The organism is Paenibacillus sp. SC116 (genome assembly GCF_024733555.1).
In the GTDB taxonomy this organism is placed as follows: Bacteria; Bacillota; Bacilli; order Paenibacillales; family Paenibacillaceae; genus Paenibacillus_B.
Window position 1 is genome coordinate 560540 of record NZ_JANIOF010000001.1, and the last position, 23787, is coordinate 584326.

The window sequence follows — 23787 nt, forward strand, 5'->3', positions numbered from 1 at the left end:
AAACCAAATAACTGGGTGATCATTTAATAGTTTTATCTACATGTATTTTTCACTGAACCTAGTGAGTTATATAAATGAATAACGGATAGTGAATGGACACCGTACAGAATAATTCCTCACTAAATTGAAAAGCCTAGCATTGTGAGAATCTATTCACAAACTTATAAGAAAGAGGAGACATTAATGGTAATTACAATTGAAACTGCGGACTCACTTTTAGAGGGCTCTGTTACACTTGCTAATTTTCATGAAACGACGAAGGAACTTACATTAACGGAACGCCGGACAATCGTAGACCAGGCACTAATTATGATTGACTCCGTCTATGTTCACCTGCCGCTAAAGAAAGCCATGTATGCTGTCAATCCAGTACAAAAGTTGAAGATTTTGCGGCGTCAATTGAACACCCTTTCTGAACGAGCGTTTCACAGTGAGATGCTTACAATTTTCAAGGAATTGCGTGATCTACACACAAATTATATTTTACCTCCTCCATACTATGGGCATACTGCATTTCTGCCATTCTTGATGGAGGAGTTCTATGATTCCGACAATAAACGCCACTATATCGTTTCAAGACAGATTCGTGGCTTTGATCACGATACTTTTAAACCGGGTGTGGAAATCACCGATTGGAATGGAGTTCCGATAGACCAGGCAGTGGCCATAAATGCCGACCGGGAAGCTGGCAGCAACGAAGCAGCTAGACACGTACGAGGGTTAGACGCCATGACCGTACGGCCAATGGCTATGTCGTTGCCACCAGCAGAGCAATGGGTTATTGTCGGCTACTCTAGTAATGGAAAGGATTACAAAATACAGCTATCCTGGCAAGTGAATCAGATTAAATCATTCAACGAAAGTTTATCCCATGCTGCAACCGGGGAATTCGCAACTGCTAACGCACTGGATCTCAACATGGAACTTACGAATAATGCTAGAAAGGTGCTATTTGCCCAGAATGCCGTTGATTTGAGCAAACAAGCTGCTGATTTCAGAGCTGGTACCGTCGAATCCAATAAGGGGGAAGAAGATTTCTTTAGAAGCAACAGTCGTTACCCCGATACCTTCCAGTTTCGAACAGTTGACACCACTCATGGCCAAATCGGCTATCTACGTATACGAATATTTAGTGCTCCTATGCCTGACGCCTTTGTCGACGAAGTGATCCGGATATTGGGGCTTCTACCGCAACAAGGTTTAATTATTGACGTACGTGGTAATGGCGGCGGTATCATCATGAACGGTGAACGAATACTGCAACTCTTCAGTTCTAATCGAATTGAAGCCGAACGAATGCATTTTATTAACAATGAAGTAACCCTTGCTATTGCTAACTCAGATATTTGGGATGGATTCGCCAAACAATGGGCAAATTCCATTGACTTGTCCACGATTACCGGTTCCATTTACTCTCAAGGCTTTCCAATCGAATCTCCTGAACTCACCAATAGTATAGGGCGGCGTTACAACGGTAGCGTTGTTTTGGTTACAGATGCCCGCTGTTACAGTACTACAGATATCTTCGCAGCTGGGTTTCAGGACAATAGAATTGGAAAAATTCTAGGGGTCGATGATAATACAGGTGCAGGTGGTGCCAATGTTTTTACCCATGATCTATTAAGAGATATACTAGCGGGACCGGACTCTCCCTTTCAAGAGCTCCCTGGAGGTACCCAAATGCGAGTTGCCTTCCGTCAGACCTCACGTGTGGGAGACAAGGCTGGTCTGCCCCTTGAGGACCTTGGGATACAACCTGACGCAATTCATCGCATGACTCGCGACGATGTGCTATATGAAAACCGTGACCTTATTTCGGCTGTTGCCGTGTTGCTGCTGCAATCTTCCGGAGACACACAATAGTTTAATTTCGGGAGATTTGTGAATACCCAGAACGCTATTTTTCAACAGTACAATAGCCACTAGTTGGAAACGATAGTCAGTAAAACAACGGCAGTCTAGTAATTTAACTTATTTGATGAAGTAATATTAAAAAAATGAAAAACGGGATAGCCCCAAAAGAAGTCCTGCTTCTTCTGTAATCGAAAGAACCGCGATGGAATTCTTTGCGGTTCTTTATGTATGATGAGCCCTTATGAGCTTATTCGATTAGGCAGTGTGCGAAATAACAAAATAGAGGCAACAATGGCGATAACTCCATTAATAAGGAAAGAAACTTCAGCTCCGAAAGCCTGCCATAGCCAGCCTGTTAGCAAAGAAGCGGGAAAGAGACCAATGCCCGTAATCATCGAGTAAAATCCAAGGGCAGTGCCTTTTTTTGGCCGAACCGGAGAGATCAGCAACCAGTGCCTTCTCAACACCCTTTGTGAAGGTTATATACAGTCCATAAACGGTAAACAGAACAATTAATCCACTTGTTGAGTTAACCTCAGCGAAGCCAATATAGACAAGCCCATATAAAGCATAGCCCATTACTAAAATACCTCTTCTCCCAAATCTGTCTGACAATACGCCGGATAAATACGACAAAGAGGAGCCCACAAGAGTGAAGAGCAAATATAGTAATAATACATTGACGACAGATACCCCTAGATCCGACGCTCGCAGTAAAAGAAAGGAGTTCGAGGAATTCACGATTGTAAAAAGAAAGACAACGAGCATGAGCTTTTTGACCGTAGGATTTAGAGAACTCCATCTCAGCTTAGGCAACATCATTTACATTTTGATCTTCACTCATTCTCAAAATGAGATACGCAATACCAATCCCCAGTGAGGCGCCAAGCATATCCATCATTTTATGGAATCCAAAAACACGTCCTTGTTTCTTCTTTCCACCCGCCTCTGAAATAAGCGCATCTCTAGGAGCGGTTCGAATTCCTTCACCCGTTCGATCGATCAGCTTCCATACAAAAACAGCTATCCACGAACTTGATATCAACAATACGATTCGACCTAGACCTGACAAACCATACCCCATGATAGCAAGTCCTTTTCTATTTTATTTCGGTCTGAGCGTCGACCAGAGTAAAACTTTAAAACACTGGCTAAGCTCTCTGAGAGGCCATCTATAATGCCAATAATCATTGGCCCAGATGAAGCATATAAATTCTAGCTATGTATTGTCTCTATTCTTACAAAACAGTAAGATAGAAAATTAAAATGGTTAGACTAGAGTCATTCATTTATATAAAAGCCTCGTCTATAATTCAGTCATAAACTATTTATAAGAGATATAAGGAGCAGTCAGATGAAAAAAATCATAGGCTTTTTACTGGTTATCGTTATTTTTGCAGGGATAGGATATGGAGTAAAACGTTTTGTGGAAGGTCCGTCACAACCCGTCAATGGTGTTTTAGTTATAGGTACAGCACAAGATGTGAATAAAGTGAAGCAGATCTACACAGAAAACACGAAACAAACAAGTGACTACAAATTGAAATTGGTGACAACGACAGAAAAGACTGAACTGTCAGAACAAGATCAGAAAGAAACGGGTCAACAATTTGATATCCGGCATATTAACTATTCGGTTATTAATCGCTCTACAGCTGAACAATTCATCAAGAAAGGCATTATCAGAGCTAGAAAAGATCCTAACAGCTTGTCCATTATTTCAGAGCCTGTTACTAGCATAAATGAATTATCTACAGGCCAAAATCTTTTCTTCTCTTTAAATGATGCACAATTGAAAAATAACCAGATTGATTTGAACGGTCAGATGGTCCCTGTACAGTATGTTCAACATCAGGCATGGATCGGATATGGACCTAAAAGGGATCTTGTTATTGTTAATGATCAAACGTATAACCAATTGGTTGAAGCAGAGTCTTCGCTCTCATTAATTCATTCTCAAAAGCGCAGCTTCGATTATAAAAATAAAGAGAAGGTGGGCGAGGTTCTAAACGAGATTGGGAAAGTCTATCCTGACAGCGAAGAGATGATAAATTTTGTAGATGTACAAGATTAAGTTTAAGTAATCGCATTTTAAGGGATGAGAGGTAGAACAGCATGGAAGTTGTACGTATGGAAAACGTAGTGAAAAGCTATGGAGAAGGCAATAACAAAGTAGAGGCGCTTAAGGGGATTAACCTTTCCATTCAGCAAGGGGAATTTGTCTCCATCGTGGGCGTATCCGGTTCTGGAAAAAGTACCTTACTGCATATTTTAGGTGGGTTGGATCGGCCCACTTCGGGACAAGTACTTATTGGTGATCATAATATTTATAACTATTCAGATGATGAACTATCGATATTTAGAAGAAGAAAAGTCGGGTTTATCTTTCAGTTCTTTAATTTAATCCCTGTATTGAATGTACAAGAAAATATCGCTTTACCTACGTTGCTAGATGATGAATCGATAGATATGACCTATCTGGATGAAATCATTGAAATTCTCGGGCTCGATGAGCGGAGAAGTCACTTACCTTCTGAATTATCTGGCGGTCAACAGCAGCGTGTTTCCATTGGTAGGGCCTTAATCAATCGGCCGCATTTGATTTTGGCTGACGAGCCTACAGGTAATCTGGATACGCGAAATACGAAAGAAGTGATGGACTTATTAAGATTAACGGCCAAAAAATACAATCAAACCATTGTTTTGATTACACATGATCTAACGATTGCCTCGGCTTCCGACAGGATCATCACGATAGAAGATGGAGCTATCATTTCAGATCAACGGCTAGCTGCGAATAAGCACAAGGCTGGAGGAGAATGAATGTGATCAGCAGTTATAAACAATTAAGCGCTAGATATTTAAATGGGAATATAAAGCGAACCGTGCTAACCTTTGTTGGAATTGTACTCTCTGTCGCTTTAATTTCAACGATCGGTCTCTATATGAAAGGATCTCAACTGTCCCAAATTGAGAACATCAAAAAGATAGATGGAGCTTCTTTTCATGTCGGTATTTCAAACTATGATCAAGCAATATTAAATAAAATTAGATATAATCCTCAAATTGCATCGGTTGGTTTGATGTCTCAGGGTGACATCGTTCCAGTTGGAGAAATTTCTGTGCAAATGAGTTTCGCTGATCATTCTGCCATGGAGTTTTTAACTTACAGTCTCGTGGAGGGAAATTTACCAACCAATGGCGATGAAGCTGTTGTCGATTCATGGGCGCTTTCTTATTTAAACAAGGACCTTCAGATTGGCGACTCTTTTGAGCTGATTGGAAAAACATATAAACTAGTCGGGATTCTGAATAATCGCGAATTTACACAGAAAAATAAAGTGGCTCGATTATTAACTTATAAACAGGACTTCATTGCTGGTGAAGGCAGAATATTAGTCGAAATAAACGAGAAAGCGAACTTTACCGAGGTATTAGTTGAAATCAAATCATTAACGAATGACCAAGATATCGATATCAATACACAATTGATTAACGTCTTGAAACCGGGATCGAATAATTCGATATTGGCCATGGTTATCATCGTTGTCAGTATTGTTGTAGTTTCGACGGCTGTCGTTATTTATAACGCTTTTCAAATCAGTGTCGTCGAGCGGATGAAGCAGTTCGGTTTGTTAAGAAGCATTGGCGCTACGCGCAAGCAAATTAGACAAATCGTGATGAGAGAAGCAGCTGTGCTGGCTGTCATTGCTATCCCGATCGGGATTGTGTGCAGCATAGTGGCTCTTGCTGCGCTCCAATTCATCTTTGACATGATAGTAGTAAATGGTACAGGTGTTGCGTTCTTTCATATCGATTGGCAGATTCTATTGATCAGTTCAATCATAACGCTAACGGCTGTGTTTGCATCAAGTTATTACCCGGCTTTTTATGCGGGCAGAATCTCTCCCTTGCTAGCCATTAGCAGCAGGTTATCTATTAAAAAGGAAGCCATTAAGAAACAAAAAAGTACCGTGCTGAAAAAGCCGTTATCTTTTCCGTTGAGCATGGCCTTAAAAAATGTAAAAAGAAATAAAAATCGTTATACCATTACAATCTTATCAATTATTATTAGTAGTGTATTGTTTATTACGTTCACGTCTATTATGGATATGGCATTTTCATCCAAATATATGGATGATTTATCTACGAAGTCGGATATAACGATTCACTTGCAAGTTGATAAACAGGATTCTTCCGTTGAAGTAGAAGGTAAGCAAGTATGGACGCTGTTGAAATCGGTTGAAAATGTATCCGAAGTTCATATACAGAATTCTAACTTAGAGATTCAATTAAAAGATGTGACTCAATCTACCACGACGGTTGAGGACATTCAGCAGGTGGTTGGATCAAAGCACGCGATAACAATCGTTAATAACGTAGATGAAAATAACGCAAAGAAAGAAACCGAACTCGTTATTAAAGTACTCGTATATAGTTTTATTGCTGTCGTTTCTTTGATTGGCAGTCTCAATATTATCAATACGATTACGATCAGCATCGTCATTAGACGAAAAGAACTGGCTGCGTTAAAATCAATAGGAATGTCACAACGAGATTTGAAAAAAATGATCATCTACGAAGCGTTGATTTACGGTTTCTCAGGAAGTTTGCAAGGGATCTTCTTCGGTTGTATACTTTCCTATATTATGTACTTAGCTGTTTCAGGCATCAGCGAAATTGAGTGGTCGATCCCTTACGGGGCGTGTTTGATAACATTTGTTGCTGCTTTGTTTATTAGTTACGTATCTGTTCTAATTCCACTAAGAAAAATTCAAAAAGATAATATTATTGATGTGATCAGGGAACAATAATTTGGAGGGCCCGGCTATTTTATAGTCGGGCTGTTCTCATTTGTTGGTCCATGACTGAAATGGTATGAGGAAAAGGGGAGAACATCCTTGAATAAAATATTGCTAGTTGAAGATGACGAGGCACTTGGTTTAGCTATTGAATTTTCGTTAAAAAATGAAGGTTATGAGGTTGTCAGAGCAACGAGTGTAAAAGAAGCGAAATGCCAGTTTGATGAGCAAGCTTTTGATCTGGCTATTCTGGATATCGGACTTCCAGATGGAAACGGCTATGATTTATGTCTTCATTTCAAACAACAAAACGATACATCGGTTGTTTTCTTAACGGCCCTTGACGAAGAAGCAAATGTAGTTATGGGACTGGATATTGGTGGGGACGATTATATCACGAAGCCTTTTCGAGTCAAGGAACTGATGTCCAGAGTAAAAGTACAATTGCGCAAACAAGCGCGTTTGGAAGCTTACTCGAAGATCCTAACATCTGAGAATATACAACTCGACTTGAATTTAATCAAATGTTACAAAGATCAAGAGAGCATTCCACTAACGAATTTAGAATATAAGCTGCTATTAGCTTTTATGACGAACGCCCACAAAGCATTAACGAGAGATGAGCTCCTGATGAAAATAACGAATGACGATGAAGTGTTTTTTGACGAAAATACGTTATCTGTATATATTAGACGCTTGCGAGACAAAGTGGAAGTCGATCCCAAAAAGCCCCAGTTTATCGTAACGGAAAGAGGAATAGGCTATCGCTGGAGTAAGGATGTGAGCAGTAAGTAGGATGATGAAAAATACCGAATTGAAGAGCTATATGCTCATACTGGCCGCGCTGTTATTTCTATATATAGGCTACCAGTTCATTACACATCAACAGTTTTATAGTCAATTGAAGACCGACTCTATTACAACTTGGAGTGAGATTACAGCTAGATTGGTTGAGCAGAATCCAGACAATGAAGCGGAAATTATGAAAGTGTTAGCTGGCCATTCTACAGATTCAAGTATGTACCAGGAAAAAGGAAGAGCGATCTTTAAACAGTATGGAATTGATGAAGATTTGGAGTCAGAACTATTTCCCATTTTAAATAACCATATTGCTGATCATAATCAATCTATTTTATGGGGACTATTGATTTTTGTATGTATGCTGTTTGGGACGAGCTATTGGCATTACAAGATGATTCTTAATAAAATTAGACAACTTACTTCAGCAGCGAAAAAAATCATTGAGGGAGATTACTCGGTCGTCATTAACGAGCATAAAGAAGGGGAGCTTGCCAAATTAGCGGCTGCCTTTCGATCCATGAAAGACATCATTAGAAAGAGTATGCAGGATCTGCTTGAAGAGAAGAAGTTTCTAGGAGAAATGCTGCAAGATATATCCCATCAATTAAAAACACCACTATCAACGATATCTATCTACAATGAAATGATGCTGAATGAAAACTTGCCCCGCCAACAGCAAGTTCAGCTACTACAAAACAATGATGTTCAAATTTCCAGAATGAATGTCTTGATTCAAAATTTGTTGAAAGTAGCTAAAATAGACGCCAGAGCCATTTCATTCGATAAAGAAAAAGCTAACTTAGTGGAGACCGTAGAGGAAGTTGTGGACCGCCTGGCAAGTATGATCAGCGAGCGACAACTATCGATTGACTGGGATGCGCCCGAGGAAGTCGTCGTTGTTCACGATAAGATGTGGATGCAAGAAGCGATACTGAATCTACTAAAGAATTCGATCGAACACTCCAAGCCAGGAGGAACAATCATCATTCAAGCTAAAGACACACCAATATATACGGAACTGGTGATTCAAGACTTTGGAGAAGGCATTGAAGCCGAGGAACTGCCACAAATCTTTGATCGATTCTACAAAGCAAGAAGTTCTAAAAAACATGATTCAGTAGGGATAGGCTTGGCGCTTGCCAAAGCCATTATCGAGGCTCATCAAGGCTTGATTAAAGTAGAGAGTGAAAGAAATGCCTATACAAAGTTCACGGTTACCTTTATAAAATTTTAATTCAGTATCTTGTTCAGAAGCGGTCCGCTATAATGCGGACCTTTTGTTTATCTAGAATACGGGAGAAGCCCTTTGCTCCAGCTAAAAGGATGATGATTGATGAAAATAATTGACAGTAGTTTAGTTCATGAACTAAACTAAATCTGTAAGTCACCAGTAAGTGAAGTACTTAAATAAGGAGGAGGGATAACGGAGAAATAAAATGAAACGATTCCATTCATTCAGCTTCTGGAATTTTAAATCTTCATTAGCAGTATATTGACGTAGCGAGAGCTAAGAAAGCGACTTTAACTACAATATATAGAAGGGATGAAATAGCTATGATTAAAGCAACTATTATTTGCGAAAATACAGTGTTTGGTAACCTTGGAGCCATTGCCGAGCATGGTTGGTCTGTATATGTGGAGACAGAACATGGACATTTTTTATTCGATACAGGTCAAGGAAAAGCCCTGATTAACAATATGAGCTTATTAGGCAAGAAGTGGTCCGACTTATCCGGCATTATCATAAGCCATCATCATTGCGATCATACAGGTGGATTACTGTCTGCTCTGCAAGCGATGCCCCATACCAAAGTTCCTGTATACGCACATCCCCAATTATTTAAGACAAGTTACCTTATTCGGTCCAATCACCTATATATCGGAGTTCCGCATAGAGAAGTAGCACTAATTGATGCAGGTGCTCAATTTATTTATAACCGCGATTTTGTTGAAATTGTTCCGAATCTCTATCTAACAGGAGAAGTGCCCAGAACCAATGACTTTGAAATTGGAGATACAGATATCGTAATTGAAACAGAGAACGGGTATGAGATTGACCCTGTTGAGGATGATCAATCGATTATTATTCGAACGAAGAAGGGCTTGTTTATTATACTTGGCTGTTCTCACGCCGGAATAGTTAATATTATTAATTATGCGATTAAGAAGACAGGTGTTCAACGCGTTCATACGGTTATCGGAGGCACTCATTTGTGGGCAGTTAGTGAGGATCAAAAGGAGAAGACCATTCAAGCGCTATTAAAAATGGACATTGAACGAATTGGCGTTTCTCATTGTACTGGATTTGAGGTCAGTGCACGATTAAAACAGGCATTTGGCAGCCGTTTCTTTCACTGTAATGTAGGTACTGTAGTAACCGAGTAAATGACGGCTTAACGCATCCATCTCTTGACAATGTAGAGAGGGTACTCTACCTTAAAATATAACGATTATAAGGTAGGAGTTAGATTACATTTGGACAATCATCATGTTATAGGCCAACTTATACACAAGCTGCGAAGAATGGAACGACAGCCCCGCATTTTTGGTGAAGCGGGAGCGCTTACCCCCTCTGAAATGCATACCATTGAAGCGATTGGATGTGGCGAAGGCATTCTAATGAGCGAGCTTGCTTTGAAATTAAGTATTACAAAAGGTGCGGCTACCCAAATTGTATCCCGTCTTGAAAGGGAAGGGTTTGTTAGTCGGCATGCTCATCCTGTAGACTTAAGAGCTGTTGTCGTTCAATTAGAAGAAAGAGGGAAGGTCGCATTCGTGTCCCATGAGGAAATGCACAAGGAGTTTATCAAAGCACTACGTGAAGAACTTGGTGATGACGGATATCGCACTTTCGAAAAAGGAATTGCTAAGTTTATTGAGTTTTTATAACAAAGGAAATTAGCAGGCAATGAAATCGGGTAGGTTTAAGCACATGCTGTAGTTCCGAGTATATCGAAAAACTGATACCCGACTCCAGCTATGCGCTAGCCCTTAACAGGAGCGATTCTTCATTATGAGGAATCGCTCCTTCCGCTGTTCAGCAACTCTATTATCAGTAGAGATTTCTACGATAAAATTCTATACGCCAATCTCCTTGTAGCAGGAATAATCGAGGAGGTTGGATAAGGATAATTATCCATTTTCTCGATTTCGTGAAGCGTAAAGAAATCGGCAATATCCAATTTCCGCCGCGTTCTTCATAAGTTCCAAATTGAGCCACGCCAATAGTTCATAGAAGGACTTGTCCCTGAAGGGCCAGTTGGTGCGAGTGCGTTCATGAAGTTCATGCGGGGAAAGTTGCGCCACTGCAGTTTCCCACTTATTCTTTATTAGATATATGCGATCAATCGCTTCGCTCGCGCTACCATAGCAAGGAACAGATTCATGCTGCAGCGTTCCATCTCCGAACGAATGGTCTAGAACCATCGACCACCAATAAGTTATGTGCCAGGTCAACCAAGCGATGCTTGGAGGTCCGATTTCATAACTCTCCGAGTCAGGCCAATCTGCACGCCAAATTCCCGAATCGTATGTCATATGAAGTCCTTTCGGCGCAGGTCTCCAGCTATATTCATCGTCAGTCAGGTCAGTTAGATGAATATCTAACAGTTGACAAGAGATGTCGTACTGAAATTGAAGAGTTCCCTGAGTGGGATCATTGGGAACAAGCATGTCTTTATTGGTCATTTCGATAGGCCTCCTTGATTAATTCTACCTCAGGATTTCCTTAGGTTGCATAGAACGGCAAGGTGATTTGCAGGACGGAGTTCGGCTCGAACCATGGTTTTGTGAAGTGAATAATGATAGTGGGGAATCAAAAAAAGAACCAGAGAAGAATTATCAGGTTCTTTTATATTGCATATAAACAGACACGGTGATATAATCAGATCGCGACTCTTTTTATTAAAAATAAACATAATTAATGCATCTTACAATTTTATATTATCATGTCGGTAATCTCTTGTCAAATGTTTTTCTCAATTCGATGGTTAGGGGAGATATGGAATGAGTTCTTTGATTCTCGGTTTTCAGGAAATAGAAAAAACGCAACTTTTGCACGTTGGCGGAAAAGGGTTACATTTAGGGGAATTATCAAAAATGGAAGGAATACAAGTACCTGAAGGGTTTTGTGTTACAACAGTGGGATATCAAAAAGCCATCGAACAAAACGAATCATATCATGCTTTGATGAATCGACTAACCATGCTAACCGCAGAAGATCGGGATCAAATTGGTGAGATCAGCATGAAAATTCGCGAGATCATTATGGGAGTAGCAATTCCTTCTGATGTAGTAAATGCAGTTACTCACTACCTCTCACAATTTGGTGAGGAACATGCTTATGCAGTGCGTTCTAGTGCGACTGCTGAAGATTTGCCACATGCCTCTTTTGCTGGTCAACAAGACACCTATTTAAATATCATCGGCAAAAAAGCAATCTTGCAGCATATCAGCAAATGCTGGGCTTCCTTATTTACGGATCGCGCGGTCATCTACCGTATGCAAAATGGGTTCGATCACAGTCAAGTGTATATATCCGTTATCGTGCAAAGGATGGTTTTCCCACAAGCTTCAGGGATTTTATTTACCGCTGATCCGATCACTTGTAACCGTAAACTGCTATCCATCGATGCCAGTTATGGACTTGGAGAAGCACTAGTCTCAGGCATGGTATCTCCCGATTGCTATAAAGTAAAGGAAGAACAAATCGTCGATAAGAGGATAGCAGCTAAAAAGCTGGCTGTATATGGACGGAAAGAAGGTGGAACAGAAACCAAACAACTTAATCCTGAACAGCAAAAGACCCAAACCCTTACTGAACAACAAATTTTACAACTGGCACGGATCGGAAGACAGATCGAAGCTTATTTTGGTTGCCCACAAGATATTGAGTGGTGTCTAGTTGATGATACCTTTTATATCGTCCAGAGTCGTCCTATCACGACTTTATATCCGATCCCTGAAGCGAACGATCAGGAAAATCGTGTATACGTTTCTGTCGGACATCAACAAATGATGACGGATTCCATGAAACCATTGGGATTGTCCTTTTTCTTGTTACTAACTCCTGCTCCTATGCGTAAAGCTGGTGGAAGGCTCTTCGTTGATACTACATCCATGCTGGCTTCACCTGACAGCAGAGAAATGTTATTAAATAACCTAGGGCAATCCGATCCTCTTATCAAAGACGCACTGATGAACATATTAGAGCGCGGAGATTTTATAGCATCGGTTGCGAAGAATGAAACAACACCGAGTCTAAGTAAAAGCAATACAGGGATAGCGTCTGCAGGTTTTCAAACAGAATTTGAAAACAATCCGGCAATCGTTTCTGATTTGATTAAGAGTAATCAATCATCGATAGAACAATTAAAACAAAGCATCCAAACGAAATCAGGCTCAGATTTATTTGATTTTATTCTAGAGGATATCCAGCAATTGAAGAAGTTTTTATTTGATCCGCAAAGTTTGGGTGTGATTATGGCTGCTATGAATGCTTCATCGTGGATCAATGAAAAAATGAACGAGTGGTTAGGTGAAAAAGGCGCAGCAGATACGCTCTCTCAATCTGTACCAAATAATATTACGTCCGAAATGGGGCTCGAATTATTAGATGTTGCAGATGTGATTCGTCCTTATCCTGAAATCATTGAATACTTACAAGATATAAAAGAGGATAGCTCTCTGGATGAACTGCTTAACTTGGATGGCGGACAGGAAACCCAAGATGCTATCTATAATTATCTCAACAAATATGGAATGCGATGTGCCGGAGAAATCGATATCACCAGAACCCGTTGGAGCGAAAAACCATCTATACTAGTCCCTATGATTCTAAGCAACATCAAAAACTTTGAGCCGAATGCTAGCAAACGGAAATTTGAGCAAGGGCGACAGGAAGCTTTGAACAAAGTACAAGGGTTATTAAATAAATTGAAGCAATTATCAGACGGGGAACAAAAAGCTGCAGAAGCAAAGCAAATGATTGACCTAATTCGAAACTTCATCGGCTACCGGGAATATCCGAAATACGGCATGGTTAATCGCTATTTTGTTTATAAACAGGCTTTATTAAAAGAAGCCGAACAGCTTGTACAAGTGGGCGTTATTGATGAAAAAGAAGATATATACTATCTCTCTTTTGAAGAGCTTCACGAAATCGTACGCACAAATAAACTAGATTACCAGATTATCAGCACACGAAAAGATGAGTACAAAGGTTATAAAAAACTAACACCACCACGTGTGATTACGTCTGATGGGGAAATCATTATAGGTGAGTACAATCGAGAAAATCTCCCATCTGAAGCTATTGTAGGTTTACCTGTTTCTGCTGGAATCATAGAGGGGCGGGCACGTGTCATCTTAAACATGGAAGATGCTGATCTAGAAGAGGGGGATATATTAGTTACCACCTTTACTGACCCTAGCTGGACACCGTTGTTTGTATCCATAAAAGGTCTAGTCACCGAAGTTGGTGGTCTAATGACCCATGGAGCCGTTATCGCACGTGAATATGGCTTGCCTGCGGTTGTAGGGGTAGAAAATGCCACGAATCTAATAAAAGATGGACAACGAATTCGTGTGCATGGAACAGAAGGGTATATCGAAATATTATAATTATTAAAAACTCACACCGCTCAGTGAAAAAGACGACCATATCCTATACGACGGGGTTATAGTCGTCTTTTTGTATTCACCTAGGCTAAGGGATTACCTTCCATACCGTAGCAGTTGAAGTGCTTGGCGTTTCGTTAAGCGTCCACCATTTCGCTTCATAGTTGACGTTGTTGTGTGTTACTTTATTACCTGCGACATAGACAGTCGTCGGGCTCCATGTTGGATAAATGGCAGGTGATAAAAGCGTCGTCACATTAAGTACATTGCTTGCTGTCGAAATATTGCCTGCTTGATCGACTGCTTTTACTGTAAAGGCATACGAAGTATTAGCAGTTAAGTTCGTAACGGAGTATTGTAGAGACGTTGCTGGTACAGTTGCTACATAAGTGCTTCCACGGAATATGTGATATTCTTTGACCCCGACATTATCTGTCGATGCATTCCACATGAGAGGTACAGATGTCGAGGTGATCGCTCCCATAACATGAAGGCTGGACGGTGCAGTAGGCGCAATAGTGTCTGGTCCTATCACGGGGAGAGTTGTGAATGTAATCGTATTGCTCGCATTGGAAACATTGCCTGCGGCGTCGAACGCTTTAACGGTAAGGTTGTATGTCGTATTCGCCGTCAGACCAGTCAGATTTGCAGAAAGTGCTCCATTTGTTGTTGCGATTTGGTTAGAACCGTTGAATATTCGGTATCCAAAAACTCCAAGATTGTCGATTGAAGCCCCCCAAGATACCGTTGCAGTTGTCGTTCCGATATTGGATGCAGTACCGTTGGATGGAGCGGTAGGAGCAATTTCATCGGTGTCACCGCCAAAATTAACATCGATAACATTATAGAACGCATTATTTGTGTCGTAGATTTCCCACACTGCTAATATAACTTGGTATCCTGTACGGTTTGGAATATTGCAAGTATCGGAATAAGAACCACCTGGCATCGATCCACCGGACGATACGCTGCAAAATGGAGTGAGATCAAAGGAGGCGCGTGATAGAGGAGCATTAGGGTCCCAATTCTGTTTCGTGATGTAGTATTTCCAGCTGGCAGTTTTATGAGGAACTTTAATATACCAGTTAAATGTGTGTGATCCTGGGCTAATGCTTACCTTAGACCAGCGAGTGGACGATTGTTGATCAAGTTGTGTGAACCAAGTGTTAGCGCTTGCGATCTTTCCGTCTTGAGGTCCTCCAGTTGGAAATCCTTTTGGTCCTTCTAAACTATAAGGCTCGTAAATAATTTGTCCGCAGTTCTGATTCTGACCGCTTGCACATAATGCCGCTCGGCTATTCGTAACATTACCATGCGCAGAAGCGTTCTGGACGAACAGGGTATTTGATAATACGAACAACAGTGCAAACATAATACTGGATACAACGAATAGCTTTAGCTGCTTCGAAACAGTCGAATGTAAAGTAGACACTAATAATCCCTCCATCGTCATCTTTTTTACAATCAGCTTATTCAAACCATTACAACGAATTGAAAACCCGATTCATTTAGTGCGGCGCTAATCTCGTGTTTCTATGAGCAGTCAACCACCCCTCCATCATGTGTTATGGTTGTGGGATTCACAAAGATGCTTATGACGAGACAGAATATGAGTATGTGAAATGTTTTAGTACTAATAGATCGAATGAATACGGTAGTCATAAAAAATAAGGCTAACCAGAAAGTAATCTGGCTAACCTTAGCCTACACAATTCACACAATGTTACGTTTAAATATGACTGGAATCACACATGCGGAGCGAGAGTTTTTCTATACTTAATTTATGTTAGTGAAGATTTTCACAAAAAAGAGGCAAATCTAAAGGAGGTTCTACTATGAGTTCATTTACGCTTCAAAGTCATATATCTGATATTGTTACATCCATACCGCAGACTGCGGATTTATTCCGATCGCTCCGCATTGATTTTTGCTGTGGAGGGAAGGTGCCTTTGAAAGAGGCAGCTATACAACTTCAGTTAGATCCTGCTGACGTGCTGGAGAAGGTGCATTCCATAGAGATCAAATTTGCGAATTACCAGGAAAGCCGACCAGCATCGTTAAAGGAATCAGAGCTGATTGAATATATCCAACAAAAGCATCATGTTTTCTTGCGAGAAGAATTGCCGGCTTTAATGCCTTATGTGACGAAATTGGCTCGTGTGCATGGAGAGAATCATCCTGAACTTATTAGGGTGCAGGAGCTCTTCACTGACTTGAAAAAGGAGCTGCTGGACCATACGAAAGATGAAGATGAACATGTATTTCCACTCATCTTGAAATTTGTTGACCAACCTGATTACGAAGTTGCAGCAGAACTTGCGCCGCATGTATCTGAACTAGAACATGAACATGCTCAAGCTGGCAGCTTGCTTCAAGAGCTCAGAGAAGTAACATCTGATTTCACACTTCCGGATGACGCCTGTGGTACGTACCAACTGGTCTATAAACGGCTTGCCATGCTTGAAAAGGACACCTTTGAGCATATACATCTTGAAAACAACGTGTTGTTCGAACGAATTCGTGCAGCGATGTAACTTTTAATAGGCGCCCTTCTTCACGAAGTGAGGAAGGGCTTTTCGACTCAAAGAAACAATACTCAATCAAGAGATACATAATATACTAAATTGACAGTGGGAGTAGTCAATGTTACGATTAAACAAATTTTAGGTAGGAGGCTCGTCATCTATGTTCTTTCCAGTCGTTTAAGATGAACTAGCAATAAAAAAGCGGATTTTCCATCCACATTCGTGGGCTTTTTTTGAGCTGTTTATTTTATGCGTGAAAGACATAGATCTCGATTTGGATAGGTTTTTACCTATACCTTTTCGGCGTTTTCTCTCTCTCGTGATAAATACAGATCTAAGCTCCTATGCTGGACTTGGACCTGTATTTTTTTATTGCAAAAAAACAAAACAATTATAAAGAGAAATGGAGTTATTAGCATGCGATATACGCACTGGTATTTCTTTATTTAATCCTCACTTCTTAAATCGCGGGCTATCCTGCGAACAGAAAACTGCGATTTATGGAGGAGGAAATTATCGTGAATGTATTAATAAAAGCAAAAGATATTTATGTGGAATATATGGGGCGCGATATACTGGATATCGACGAACTGGAACTCTACGATTACGACCGTATCGGTCTGGTAGGTGCAAACGGAGTAGGTAAGACCACGTTGTTAAAAATATTGCTGGGTGAAATATCTCTGCCGCACGGTAAAATGGTCCGGGATGCTGATTTTACTTATATCCCCCAGTTGGATGATGTCGTAGTCCACGACGTAAAGGATCACGCTTTAATGGGTAAGCTGGGGATTGACCAAATTCATGTGGAAAATATGAGCGGCGGGGAAGAAACACGGCTAAAAATTGCGCAAGCACTGTCTAATAGAGTGCATGGTATTTTTGCCGATGAACCGACATGCCACTTAGATCGTTCTGGCATAGAGTTTTTGATTAACCAGCTTAAACATTATTCTGGTGCATTACTCATTATAAGTCATGACCGCTATTTCCTCGATCAAGTAGTCGATAAGATTTGGGAACTAAAAGATGGAAAGATCACTGAGTATTGGGGCGGATATTCTGAATACTTGGCGCAAAAGGAAGAAGAATGGCAAACTCAAGCGGCACAATATAAGCAATTTTCTGCTGAACGAGATAGGTTAGAGAAGGCAATCTTCGAAAAACGGAATCAGGCTCGGAAGCTGGATCAAAAAGCGAAGGGAGCTTCAAGAAAAAACAACTCTGAGAGCGGCGGACGTCTTAGTCATCAAAAACCGACGGGCAGCAAACAGAAGAAACTCCATAATGCCGCTAAAAATATGGAACATCGTATCGAGGAGCTTGGCCATGTGAAACCACCTGAAGCTGTTCGTTCCGTCCAATTTCGACTAAGTAAAGCACTGGAGCTTCACAATCCATTTCCTATCACAGGCAAAAAGATACACAAACAGTTTGGGGACAAGGCTGTATTTGAAAATGCGACTTTTCAATTTCCATTAGGCGCCAAGATTGCGATCGTCGGTGCAAACGGAACAGGCAAAACAACGCTTTTCAAGATGATACTAGATCGTGAAGATGGCATCTCCATATCTCCTAAAGCAGAAATCGGCTACTTTGCTCAACACGGTTACAAGTTGGAGCGTAATCAGGGAGTTATGGAGTTCATGTTGGAAAACTGTGATTATCAGATATCGGAGATTCGCGCTGTACTGGCATCTATGGGATTTTCTCAGCTTGATGTGCGCAAAGAGTTATCTGTTTTAAGCGGAGGCGAAATTATTAAATTGCAGCTTGCTAAAATGCTGCTGGGGCGATATAACATCTTGCTTATGGATGAACCAAGTAACTTCCTTGATCTTCCTGCCGTAGAGGCGCTAGAGAATTTGATGAGGGATTACGCGGGTACAATCCTATTTATCTCGCACGATGCTCGTTTGGTAGAGCGCGTAGCTGATATCGTATTTGAAATTGAGGCTGGTAAGATCATTCAGAGGACTTAGCAGCATTTCAGCAGTGAACAATGATTATCTAATGGTAACGTCACTATAAAGTTGACCGCGATCTTGAGTATACTAATTCTTATACTTAAGATTAGATATACAGATGCATTCTTTACTACCTATAAGAAATTCAGATGTTCTTATAGCTGATGTGGCCGACCATACAAAACGAAAGACCTCATCCTCCATTTTATTTTGGAAGTTGAGGTCTTTTCACTTTTGATTGAGAATTGGCAGCTCTTCGCATAACAAGTCTCTAAGCAGGTCTGGGACGGGTCTAGAAGTATATCCTTAGATCCTACAGCGTGCGATATTGCCGTTCCATTGATAGTCCCGTGTTCAGTAAACGGCACACGTAACGTCGCTAGTTATTGTCGCTCAATTATGTTAAGATGGGAGTAGCTCAATTTGGATTTTTCTGTAATCATGGTGATATGATAACTCTCATTTTACACAAATTCGATCATGAGCCTTTTGTTTTCTTAGGTGTCGAACTTCATATTACAATCCTTCATAATGAAAGTCATACTTCTACCACTTCATTACAGATTCACATTTCATCGAGGTCACGAGAGTATTATCCTACATCCAACATTCAAAAAAAGGCTATTTGCGCTACAAACATGATCGTTCCTTATGATTATTCTGGCTATTTTTTTCGTATTGAACAAGTATCCCAATCGGAATAGGGCTATGTTGAGGAACGCCATAAGGCATATCCAGATTAACTCAAACCAATTATGTAAGAGTAAAGGAGTGTTTCGCATTAATATTAATTACTTAGATTATTTTAAATTTAGGCATTTGAATTGCGGGATACATCAAGTTTTGTTTGATCTTCTTAATAAAGGTGTTCCTGTTGATTACCTTTTTTATGATGCTTATATTGAATGTGAGGATATTTATAATCAGATTGTTGTTAAAGGTATAGATCGTTGGTACATGCACACTCGCACGTTGAGCGATCTTAGTGATATAGGGATGGATGTGAAAATTACAAAGTTCCCAAACTTAGCATCCTCATACCCCTTCGTTCAAGAAAAGTTTTCTGAAGGAAAACGAATTTTTCTTTGGATATGGACAGAATATCTCCCCCATCTAGCAAATGAACCACGAAGTATGCATGCTATTAGTCTGGAATCATATGATCAAGAGAAGGGAACTTTTATAATTTCTGATATACCTAATTTAATGGGACACACTTATGATGAAAGCAGAATACAGGAGGCTTTTGACTGCTTAGATGATAGATGTAGAAACATGGCTTACATATGTGATGAACAGTATAACTTCACTGAAGAAACAGTTAGCTTATTGATTAATAAGTTTGAAGATGGTTTTTTAGCTGTTAGTAATAATTTGAATTTGTACGATACGATAATAGAAAAGCTACAAGAACATTCCTTGCACATGGAGGAATATAAAAAAGATATAAAAAATTATGAGAACGTATTGGCTATGGTGGCAGGTTCTCGTTATTTTTTATCAAAGTTTTTCAGAATTACTCGATACCCAGGGACAGATAAATTAGAAGAAATCGTTGACCTATCCACTACTATTAGGAATGTATTTCTCAAGATCTTATTAGGTGGAAAGAGCAATCTTAATAAAACCATTGAGAAAATAAAAGCGCTAAAAGAATTAGAAACAGAAAACATTAAGATGATCAAGAAAAGAATTATTCAAAATAGAAGCCACTCTGTAAGTAAAATGAGTCTCCAACCTGAAACAATAGTAGATCTGAAGCTGAAATACGAAATACTACCAGGTAACGGGCTTTTGCTAAAGTGGGAAGATATTCTCGATGAATATATTTATCAGTATCAAATATATGCTAACAATACACTACTAGGAGTAACGGTTCGGAATTTTTACGAAATACAAAATGTGGATCATACCGGTGAATATAACATAAAAGTGAAAGTTAAGACGGTTAGAGGTGACATCAGTCTGAGCAATGATGAGGTAACCTTAATTACAGCATCTAGAGGAAAAGATTATGCATTAGGAAAGCCTGTTTTCTGTTCATCGGAAGAATCAGACGTTAATCGAAAAGAAAATGTTAATGATGGCAGCTCCAAAACAAGATGGAGCAGCGCAGCAGGAAGTGATCATGAGTGGATATGTATTGATCTGTTAGAAGAGGTAGAGATCCGGAGTGTTGTTATAAATTGGGAAGAAGCTTATGCTATATCATACACAATTGATATATCGAACGACAATGAAACATGGGAGACAATCGTTAATACTGATTCAGGTAAGGGTGGAATTGAAGAATATAGCGATTTTGGAAGTGCCATGTGTAGATATGTAAAATTGACTGGTGTAAAAAAGGCGACTTTATGGGGATATTCATTGTGGAAGCTAGAAGTGTACACCGATTAGCGGAAATGTGTAGAAAAGGCGGTCGTAATTGAATTGCTCCCATCATAGTAGACAGTGTAAAAAACTTCTACTGCTACAATGATGGGAGTTTTTCTGATGTCTAAAAGAAGATGTTCAACTTCTTTTGAAACGATCAAGAGCTTCTCCATTAATCTTAAAAAGATTCATTTGACTGAGGGTCAGTCAAATATGTATAATCTAACCAACGTTAAAGGAGGTTCGGTATGAGGACAACAAAAAAGCCGGATGAGCGACGGAAAGAGTTTATGGATACCGCAATGGCATTGTTTCTGAAAAATGGGTACGAAAAAACGACGGTAGAGGATATTACCCAAACCATACAAGTCGCAAAAGGAAGTTTTTATTACTACTTCAAATCTAAACAAGATGTATTTGAAGCCTGCATTTACTCCGCAGCGAGAGGGATTGTCGACAAATACCTTATTATCTTGAACAATAGCGATAAACCAGCTGCAGAAAGAATCGTTGAATATATCGAATTTAATTTTCAATTATCCGAGACAGGGCAATTGAACGATATATTTGAAACGATTCACTCTCCAGTTTTTGAAGTCGTTCATAATCGAGTGGCTGCAGAAAGCATGAACGAATTGTTGCAGTCTTTAACATCATTAATTGAATCTGGAAAACAGGATTGCGGGTTCCAGACGGACGATGCTGAATTTACTGCCGCAGCACTTCTAGGTGCTCTGCGAGAGGTGCATAACCTGCTGTCTAAAAGAATAGGGGAATCGTCCAACCACCAGCGTAGACTCATTTACAATCTGATAGAGCGTATTGTTGGCGCGAAAATTCAATAGGGAAGGTGACCACATCATGGACAAGGGAGCAGTTCGTACTGAAAGATTAGAATTTCAGAGTGGTGGGGCAACTTGTGTCGGGTATTTATACCGTCTAGAGGACGACAGTCCGAAGCCATGTATGATTATAGGTTCGGGATTCGGAGGAACGCAGGACACGCCAAGTCTTATCGCGGTCGCGACTGGCTTTGCTCAGGAGGGGTTTTGCGCCTTTACATTTGATTATCGCCATCTTGGTGAGAGTGGTAGCCTACCTAGGCAAATCGTGAGTATTTCGGGACAACAAGAGGATTTTTTATCGGCGATTCGATTTATCCGTGAGCATCCATCAGTCGATGAACGTCGCTTAGGCCTATGGGGCTCATCGCTCGGCGGGGGGCATGTTATATCCGTTGCATCGAAGGCACCAGAAATTAAGGTTGTTATCGCCCAAATTCCATATAACGGTTTTCCGAAAAAAAGCGGGCATTCTTGGTGGCAAAGGCTAAAGCTACTGAGGCTTATTCGCGAAGATGAGAAACGCGCCAAAAAAGGAATTCAGCCGCTCTACATCCCCGTAGTCGGCCATACCGGAGAACTGGCCGTTATGGTAGGGAGCGATGCCTCCAGAACGATTGCGGGCATGCAGTCCAAAACATGGCGCAACGAAGTTGCTCCAAGAGTGATTATGGAGATGGCGAAATATAAACCGAGCAGTTCAGCGAGAAACGTTAAGGCATCCGTTATGATATGCTATGGCGAATATGATAAAGAGACGCAGGGGCCACAGACGAAGGAATTAATAGAAAGCCTTCCAAAAGTAGAGGTAAAAGCTTATCCTGTTACTCATTTTGAGTTTTATGAGCCCGGAGTGAGGGATGGCATTATAGCCGACCAGATCAAATTTCTCAGAAAAATGTACTCGTAGAGTAACCCAACCTCGCGTATAGCTTCAACATGTCGGGATTGGCTAACAAGCGATACTGTTAAACGGAATCTCAGCATGATCCAGTTTTTTCATCAAATCCGTAATCCAGATTCTCGTAACAAATAAAGATGCACCCTACTATAAGAAGCGGACTATCGAGCAGACTTCCGCTAATTATAATAGGGTGCATTTCTCTATCCATACGAATGGCGACTAGTAAAAATTAATGTTTACTAATTTCGAAGTTGGCAAACTGAATTTTGGCTTCTTTAATATCGGCATAATGTTTGCGGTAGATACCCCATTTCGGGCGGATAATGTTTGCTCCATCTATCCACATGTCTTGGTTACCGCTATAAGGTGGCAATACATCTTGACCATCTAATGTTTTCAACGTCATAGAAACGGATCCATTATCTGAATTTACAACCGTTACCGTCGCTTCAACCCAGACGTTTCTATAATTCGTAAAGTCAGCTTGACTTAGAACTTTACGCTGCGTATTATCCGTACCTTTAGGATTGTGATAAAACTTTAAAACGTTCTGATCCAAGGAAAAGGTGAGTAATGGAATATCATCATTTTGACCGATTGCTTTATATTGAAACATAGCAAAAAAGTGAGCCTTTTTAGGGAACTCGAAGTTTTCATCTAATTTGAATTTCCATTTATACGTGTAATTTGAGTCTTTAGGAGCTTTTAGTTCAGCGCGGGAAGCGTTATATACTTTCACTTCGTTGCGTTGACTTGTATTATTTTCGAGTGGATCGTTGCTTTTGACAATGAATTCAAATGCGTTACCAACAATAGGGGAACTTACTTCAAAAATACGATCACCAGCAGCACCGTCTACTGGTTTTGGTCCAAAATGATCTTTGAATATTTGGTACGCATCTTTACCGTAGTTGGGGCCATCTGAATTGACGGTTAAGGTGAATGTTGCAGCTGACACAGCCGTTGACATCAATCCGAACATCATGGTCAGCAGTAGAATAGTAACACTTTTTTTCCTCAAATATTTTCGCCTCCATATTAAAATAAGGTAATTTAATCCACTTGTAATTCTAGTTTATAATAAATAGATAATCAATA

The 23787-nt window shown here is 40.2% G+C and carries 19 protein-coding genes; 14 read left to right on the forward strand and 5 right to left on the reverse strand.

Going from position 1 to position 23787, the window contains the following annotated elements; translation table 11 throughout:
• Positions 1-183 precede the first annotated feature (183 nt).
• On the forward strand, positions 184-1863 hold the full coding sequence (locus NQ117_RS02155; RefSeq protein ID WP_258276378.1) for a S41 family peptidase: 1680 nt from the start codon (positions 184-186) through the stop codon (positions 1861-1863).
• 315 nt (positions 1864-2178) lie between these two features.
• Here NQ117_RS02155 and NQ117_RS02160 read toward each other — a convergent pair whose 3' ends face one another.
• Together NQ117_RS02160 and NQ117_RS02165 are read right to left on the reverse strand one after the other, a co-directional pair.
• Positions 2179-2676: an MFS transporter gene (locus tag NQ117_RS02160; RefSeq protein WP_309137841.1), complete on the reverse strand. Its 498-nt coding sequence runs from the start codon at positions 2674-2676 to the stop codon at positions 2179-2181.
• Entirely contained in the window at positions 2663-2938 is a 276-nt protein-coding gene (locus NQ117_RS02165) for an MFS transporter (RefSeq protein WP_258276379.1), read from the reverse strand. Before NQ117_RS02165 ends, NQ117_RS02160 begins: the two co-directional genes overlap by 14 nt.
• 270 nt (positions 2939-3208) lie before the next feature.
• Between NQ117_RS02165 and NQ117_RS02170 the strand changes: the two genes are divergently transcribed.
• The 7 genes from NQ117_RS02170 (at position 3209) to NQ117_RS02200 (ending at position 10346) form a co-directional block, all read left to right on the forward strand.
• Positions 3209-3928, forward strand: a complete 720-nt coding sequence (locus tag NQ117_RS02170; RefSeq protein ID WP_258276380.1) for a lipoprotein BA_5634 family protein — start codon at positions 3209-3211, stop codon at positions 3926-3928.
• Between the two features lie 41 nt (positions 3929-3969).
• Positions 3970-4677, forward strand: coding sequence for an ABC transporter ATP-binding protein (locus NQ117_RS02175; RefSeq protein ID WP_258276381.1), 708 nt, complete (start codon positions 3970-3972; stop codon positions 4675-4677).
• Between the two features lie 2 nt (positions 4678-4679).
• Positions 4680-6668 carry an ABC transporter permease gene (locus NQ117_RS02180; RefSeq protein WP_258276382.1) on the forward strand — a complete coding sequence of 663 codons (1989 nt, stop codon included), beginning with the start codon at positions 4680-4682 and terminating at the stop codon, positions 6666-6668.
• 87 nt (positions 6669-6755) lie between these two features.
• Positions 6756-7451: a response regulator transcription factor gene (locus NQ117_RS02185; RefSeq protein WP_258276383.1), complete on the forward strand. Its 696-nt coding sequence runs from the start codon at positions 6756-6758 to the stop codon at positions 7449-7451.
• 4 nt (positions 7452-7455) lie between these two features.
• Positions 7456-8691, forward strand: a complete 1236-nt coding sequence (locus NQ117_RS02190) for a HAMP domain-containing sensor histidine kinase (RefSeq protein WP_258278139.1) — start codon at positions 7456-7458, stop codon at positions 8689-8691.
• 320 nt (positions 8692-9011) lie between these two features.
• Entirely contained in the window at positions 9012-9842 is an 831-nt protein-coding gene (locus NQ117_RS02195) for an MBL fold metallo-hydrolase (RefSeq protein WP_258276384.1), read from the forward strand.
• 90 nt (positions 9843-9932) lie between these two features.
• Complete coding sequence (locus NQ117_RS02200) at positions 9933-10346, forward strand: MarR family winged helix-turn-helix transcriptional regulator (protein WP_258276385.1); 414 nt, start codon at positions 9933-9935, stop codon at positions 10344-10346.
• 243 nt (positions 10347-10589) lie between these two features.
• On the opposite strand, the gene NQ117_RS02205 is transcribed toward NQ117_RS02200, so the two are convergent.
• Positions 10590-11144: a DinB family protein gene (locus NQ117_RS02205; RefSeq protein WP_258276386.1), complete on the reverse strand. Its 555-nt coding sequence runs from the start codon at positions 11142-11144 to the stop codon at positions 10590-10592.
• A 318-nt stretch (positions 11145-11462) separates the two neighbouring features.
• Between NQ117_RS02205 and ppsA the strand changes: the two genes are divergently transcribed.
• Complete coding sequence (gene ppsA / locus NQ117_RS02210; RefSeq protein ID WP_258276387.1) at positions 11463-14078, forward strand: phosphoenolpyruvate synthase; 2616 nt, start codon at positions 11463-11465, stop codon at positions 14076-14078.
• Between the two features lie 85 nt (positions 14079-14163).
• Here ppsA and NQ117_RS02215 read toward each other — a convergent pair whose 3' ends face one another.
• On the reverse strand, positions 14164-15507 hold the full coding sequence (locus tag NQ117_RS02215) for a lytic polysaccharide monooxygenase (protein ID WP_258276388.1): 1344 nt from the start codon (positions 15505-15507) through the stop codon (positions 14164-14166).
• Positions 15508-15910: 403 nt separating this feature from the next.
• Here NQ117_RS02215 and ric point away from each other — a divergent pair, with 403 nt between their 5' ends.
• From ric to NQ117_RS02240, 5 genes are all read left to right on the forward strand, one after another.
• Entirely contained in the window at positions 15911-16609 is a 699-nt protein-coding gene (gene ric, locus NQ117_RS02220; protein WP_258276389.1) for an iron-sulfur cluster repair di-iron protein, read from the forward strand.
• A 509-nt stretch (positions 16610-17118) separates the two neighbouring features.
• Positions 17119-18582, forward strand: coding sequence for an Msr family ABC-F type ribosomal protection protein (locus NQ117_RS02225; RefSeq protein ID WP_258276390.1), 1464 nt, complete (start codon positions 17119-17121; stop codon positions 18580-18582).
• A gap of 756 nt (positions 18583-19338) precedes the next feature.
• Positions 19339-20967, forward strand: coding sequence for a discoidin domain-containing protein (locus tag NQ117_RS02230; RefSeq protein WP_258276391.1), 1629 nt, complete (start codon positions 19339-19341; stop codon positions 20965-20967).
• A gap of 224 nt (positions 20968-21191) precedes the next feature.
• Positions 21192-21788 (forward strand): TetR/AcrR family transcriptional regulator, encoded by a 597-nt coding sequence (locus NQ117_RS02235; protein ID WP_258276392.1) that lies wholly within the window; start codon positions 21192-21194, stop codon positions 21786-21788.
• A 16-nt stretch (positions 21789-21804) separates the two neighbouring features.
• Positions 21805-22695: an alpha/beta hydrolase gene (locus tag NQ117_RS02240; protein WP_258276393.1), complete on the forward strand. Its 891-nt coding sequence runs from the start codon at positions 21805-21807 to the stop codon at positions 22693-22695.
• Positions 22696-22918: 223 nt separating this feature from the next.
• On the opposite strand, the gene NQ117_RS02245 is transcribed toward NQ117_RS02240, so the two are convergent.
• On the reverse strand, positions 22919-23710 hold the full coding sequence (locus tag NQ117_RS02245) for a polysaccharide lyase (RefSeq protein ID WP_258276394.1): 792 nt from the start codon (positions 23708-23710) through the stop codon (positions 22919-22921).
• Between the last annotated feature and the right edge of the window lie 77 nt (positions 23711-23787).

What these genes read in the sequence shown, in the direction of transcription:
- NQ117_RS02155 (WP_258276378.1), top strand. Translation starts at nt 184, where the DNA reads ATGGTAATTACAATTGAAACTGCGGACTCACTTTTAGAGGGCTCTGTT.
- NQ117_RS02160 (WP_309137841.1), bottom strand. Translation starts at nt 2,676, where the DNA reads ATGATGTTGCCTAAGCTGAGATGGAGTTCTCTAAATCCTACGGTCAAA.
- NQ117_RS02165 (WP_258276379.1), bottom strand. Translation starts at nt 2,938, where the DNA reads ATGGGGTATGGTTTGTCAGGTCTAGGTCGAATCGTATTGTTGATATCA.
- NQ117_RS02170 (WP_258276380.1), top strand. Translation starts at nt 3,209, where the DNA reads ATGAAAAAAATCATAGGCTTTTTACTGGTTATCGTTATTTTTGCAGGG.
- NQ117_RS02175 (WP_258276381.1), top strand. Translation starts at nt 3,970, where the DNA reads ATGGAAGTTGTACGTATGGAAAACGTAGTGAAAAGCTATGGAGAAGGC.
- NQ117_RS02190 (WP_258278139.1), top strand. Translation starts at nt 7,456, where the DNA reads ATGAAAAATACCGAATTGAAGAGCTATATGCTCATACTGGCCGCGCTG.
- NQ117_RS02195 (WP_258276384.1), top strand. Translation starts at nt 9,012, where the DNA reads ATGATTAAAGCAACTATTATTTGCGAAAATACAGTGTTTGGTAACCTT.
- NQ117_RS02205 (WP_258276386.1), bottom strand. Translation starts at nt 11,144, where the DNA reads ATGACCAATAAAGACATGCTTGTTCCCAATGATCCCACTCAGGGAACT.
- ppsA (WP_258276387.1), top strand. Translation starts at nt 11,463, where the DNA reads ATGAGTTCTTTGATTCTCGGTTTTCAGGAAATAGAAAAAACGCAACTT.
- ric (WP_258276389.1), top strand. Translation starts at nt 15,911, where the DNA reads ATGAGTTCATTTACGCTTCAAAGTCATATATCTGATATTGTTACATCC.
- NQ117_RS02235 (WP_258276392.1), top strand. Translation starts at nt 21,192, where the DNA reads ATGAGGACAACAAAAAAGCCGGATGAGCGACGGAAAGAGTTTATGGAT.
- NQ117_RS02240 (WP_258276393.1), top strand. Translation starts at nt 21,805, where the DNA reads ATGGACAAGGGAGCAGTTCGTACTGAAAGATTAGAATTTCAGAGTGGT.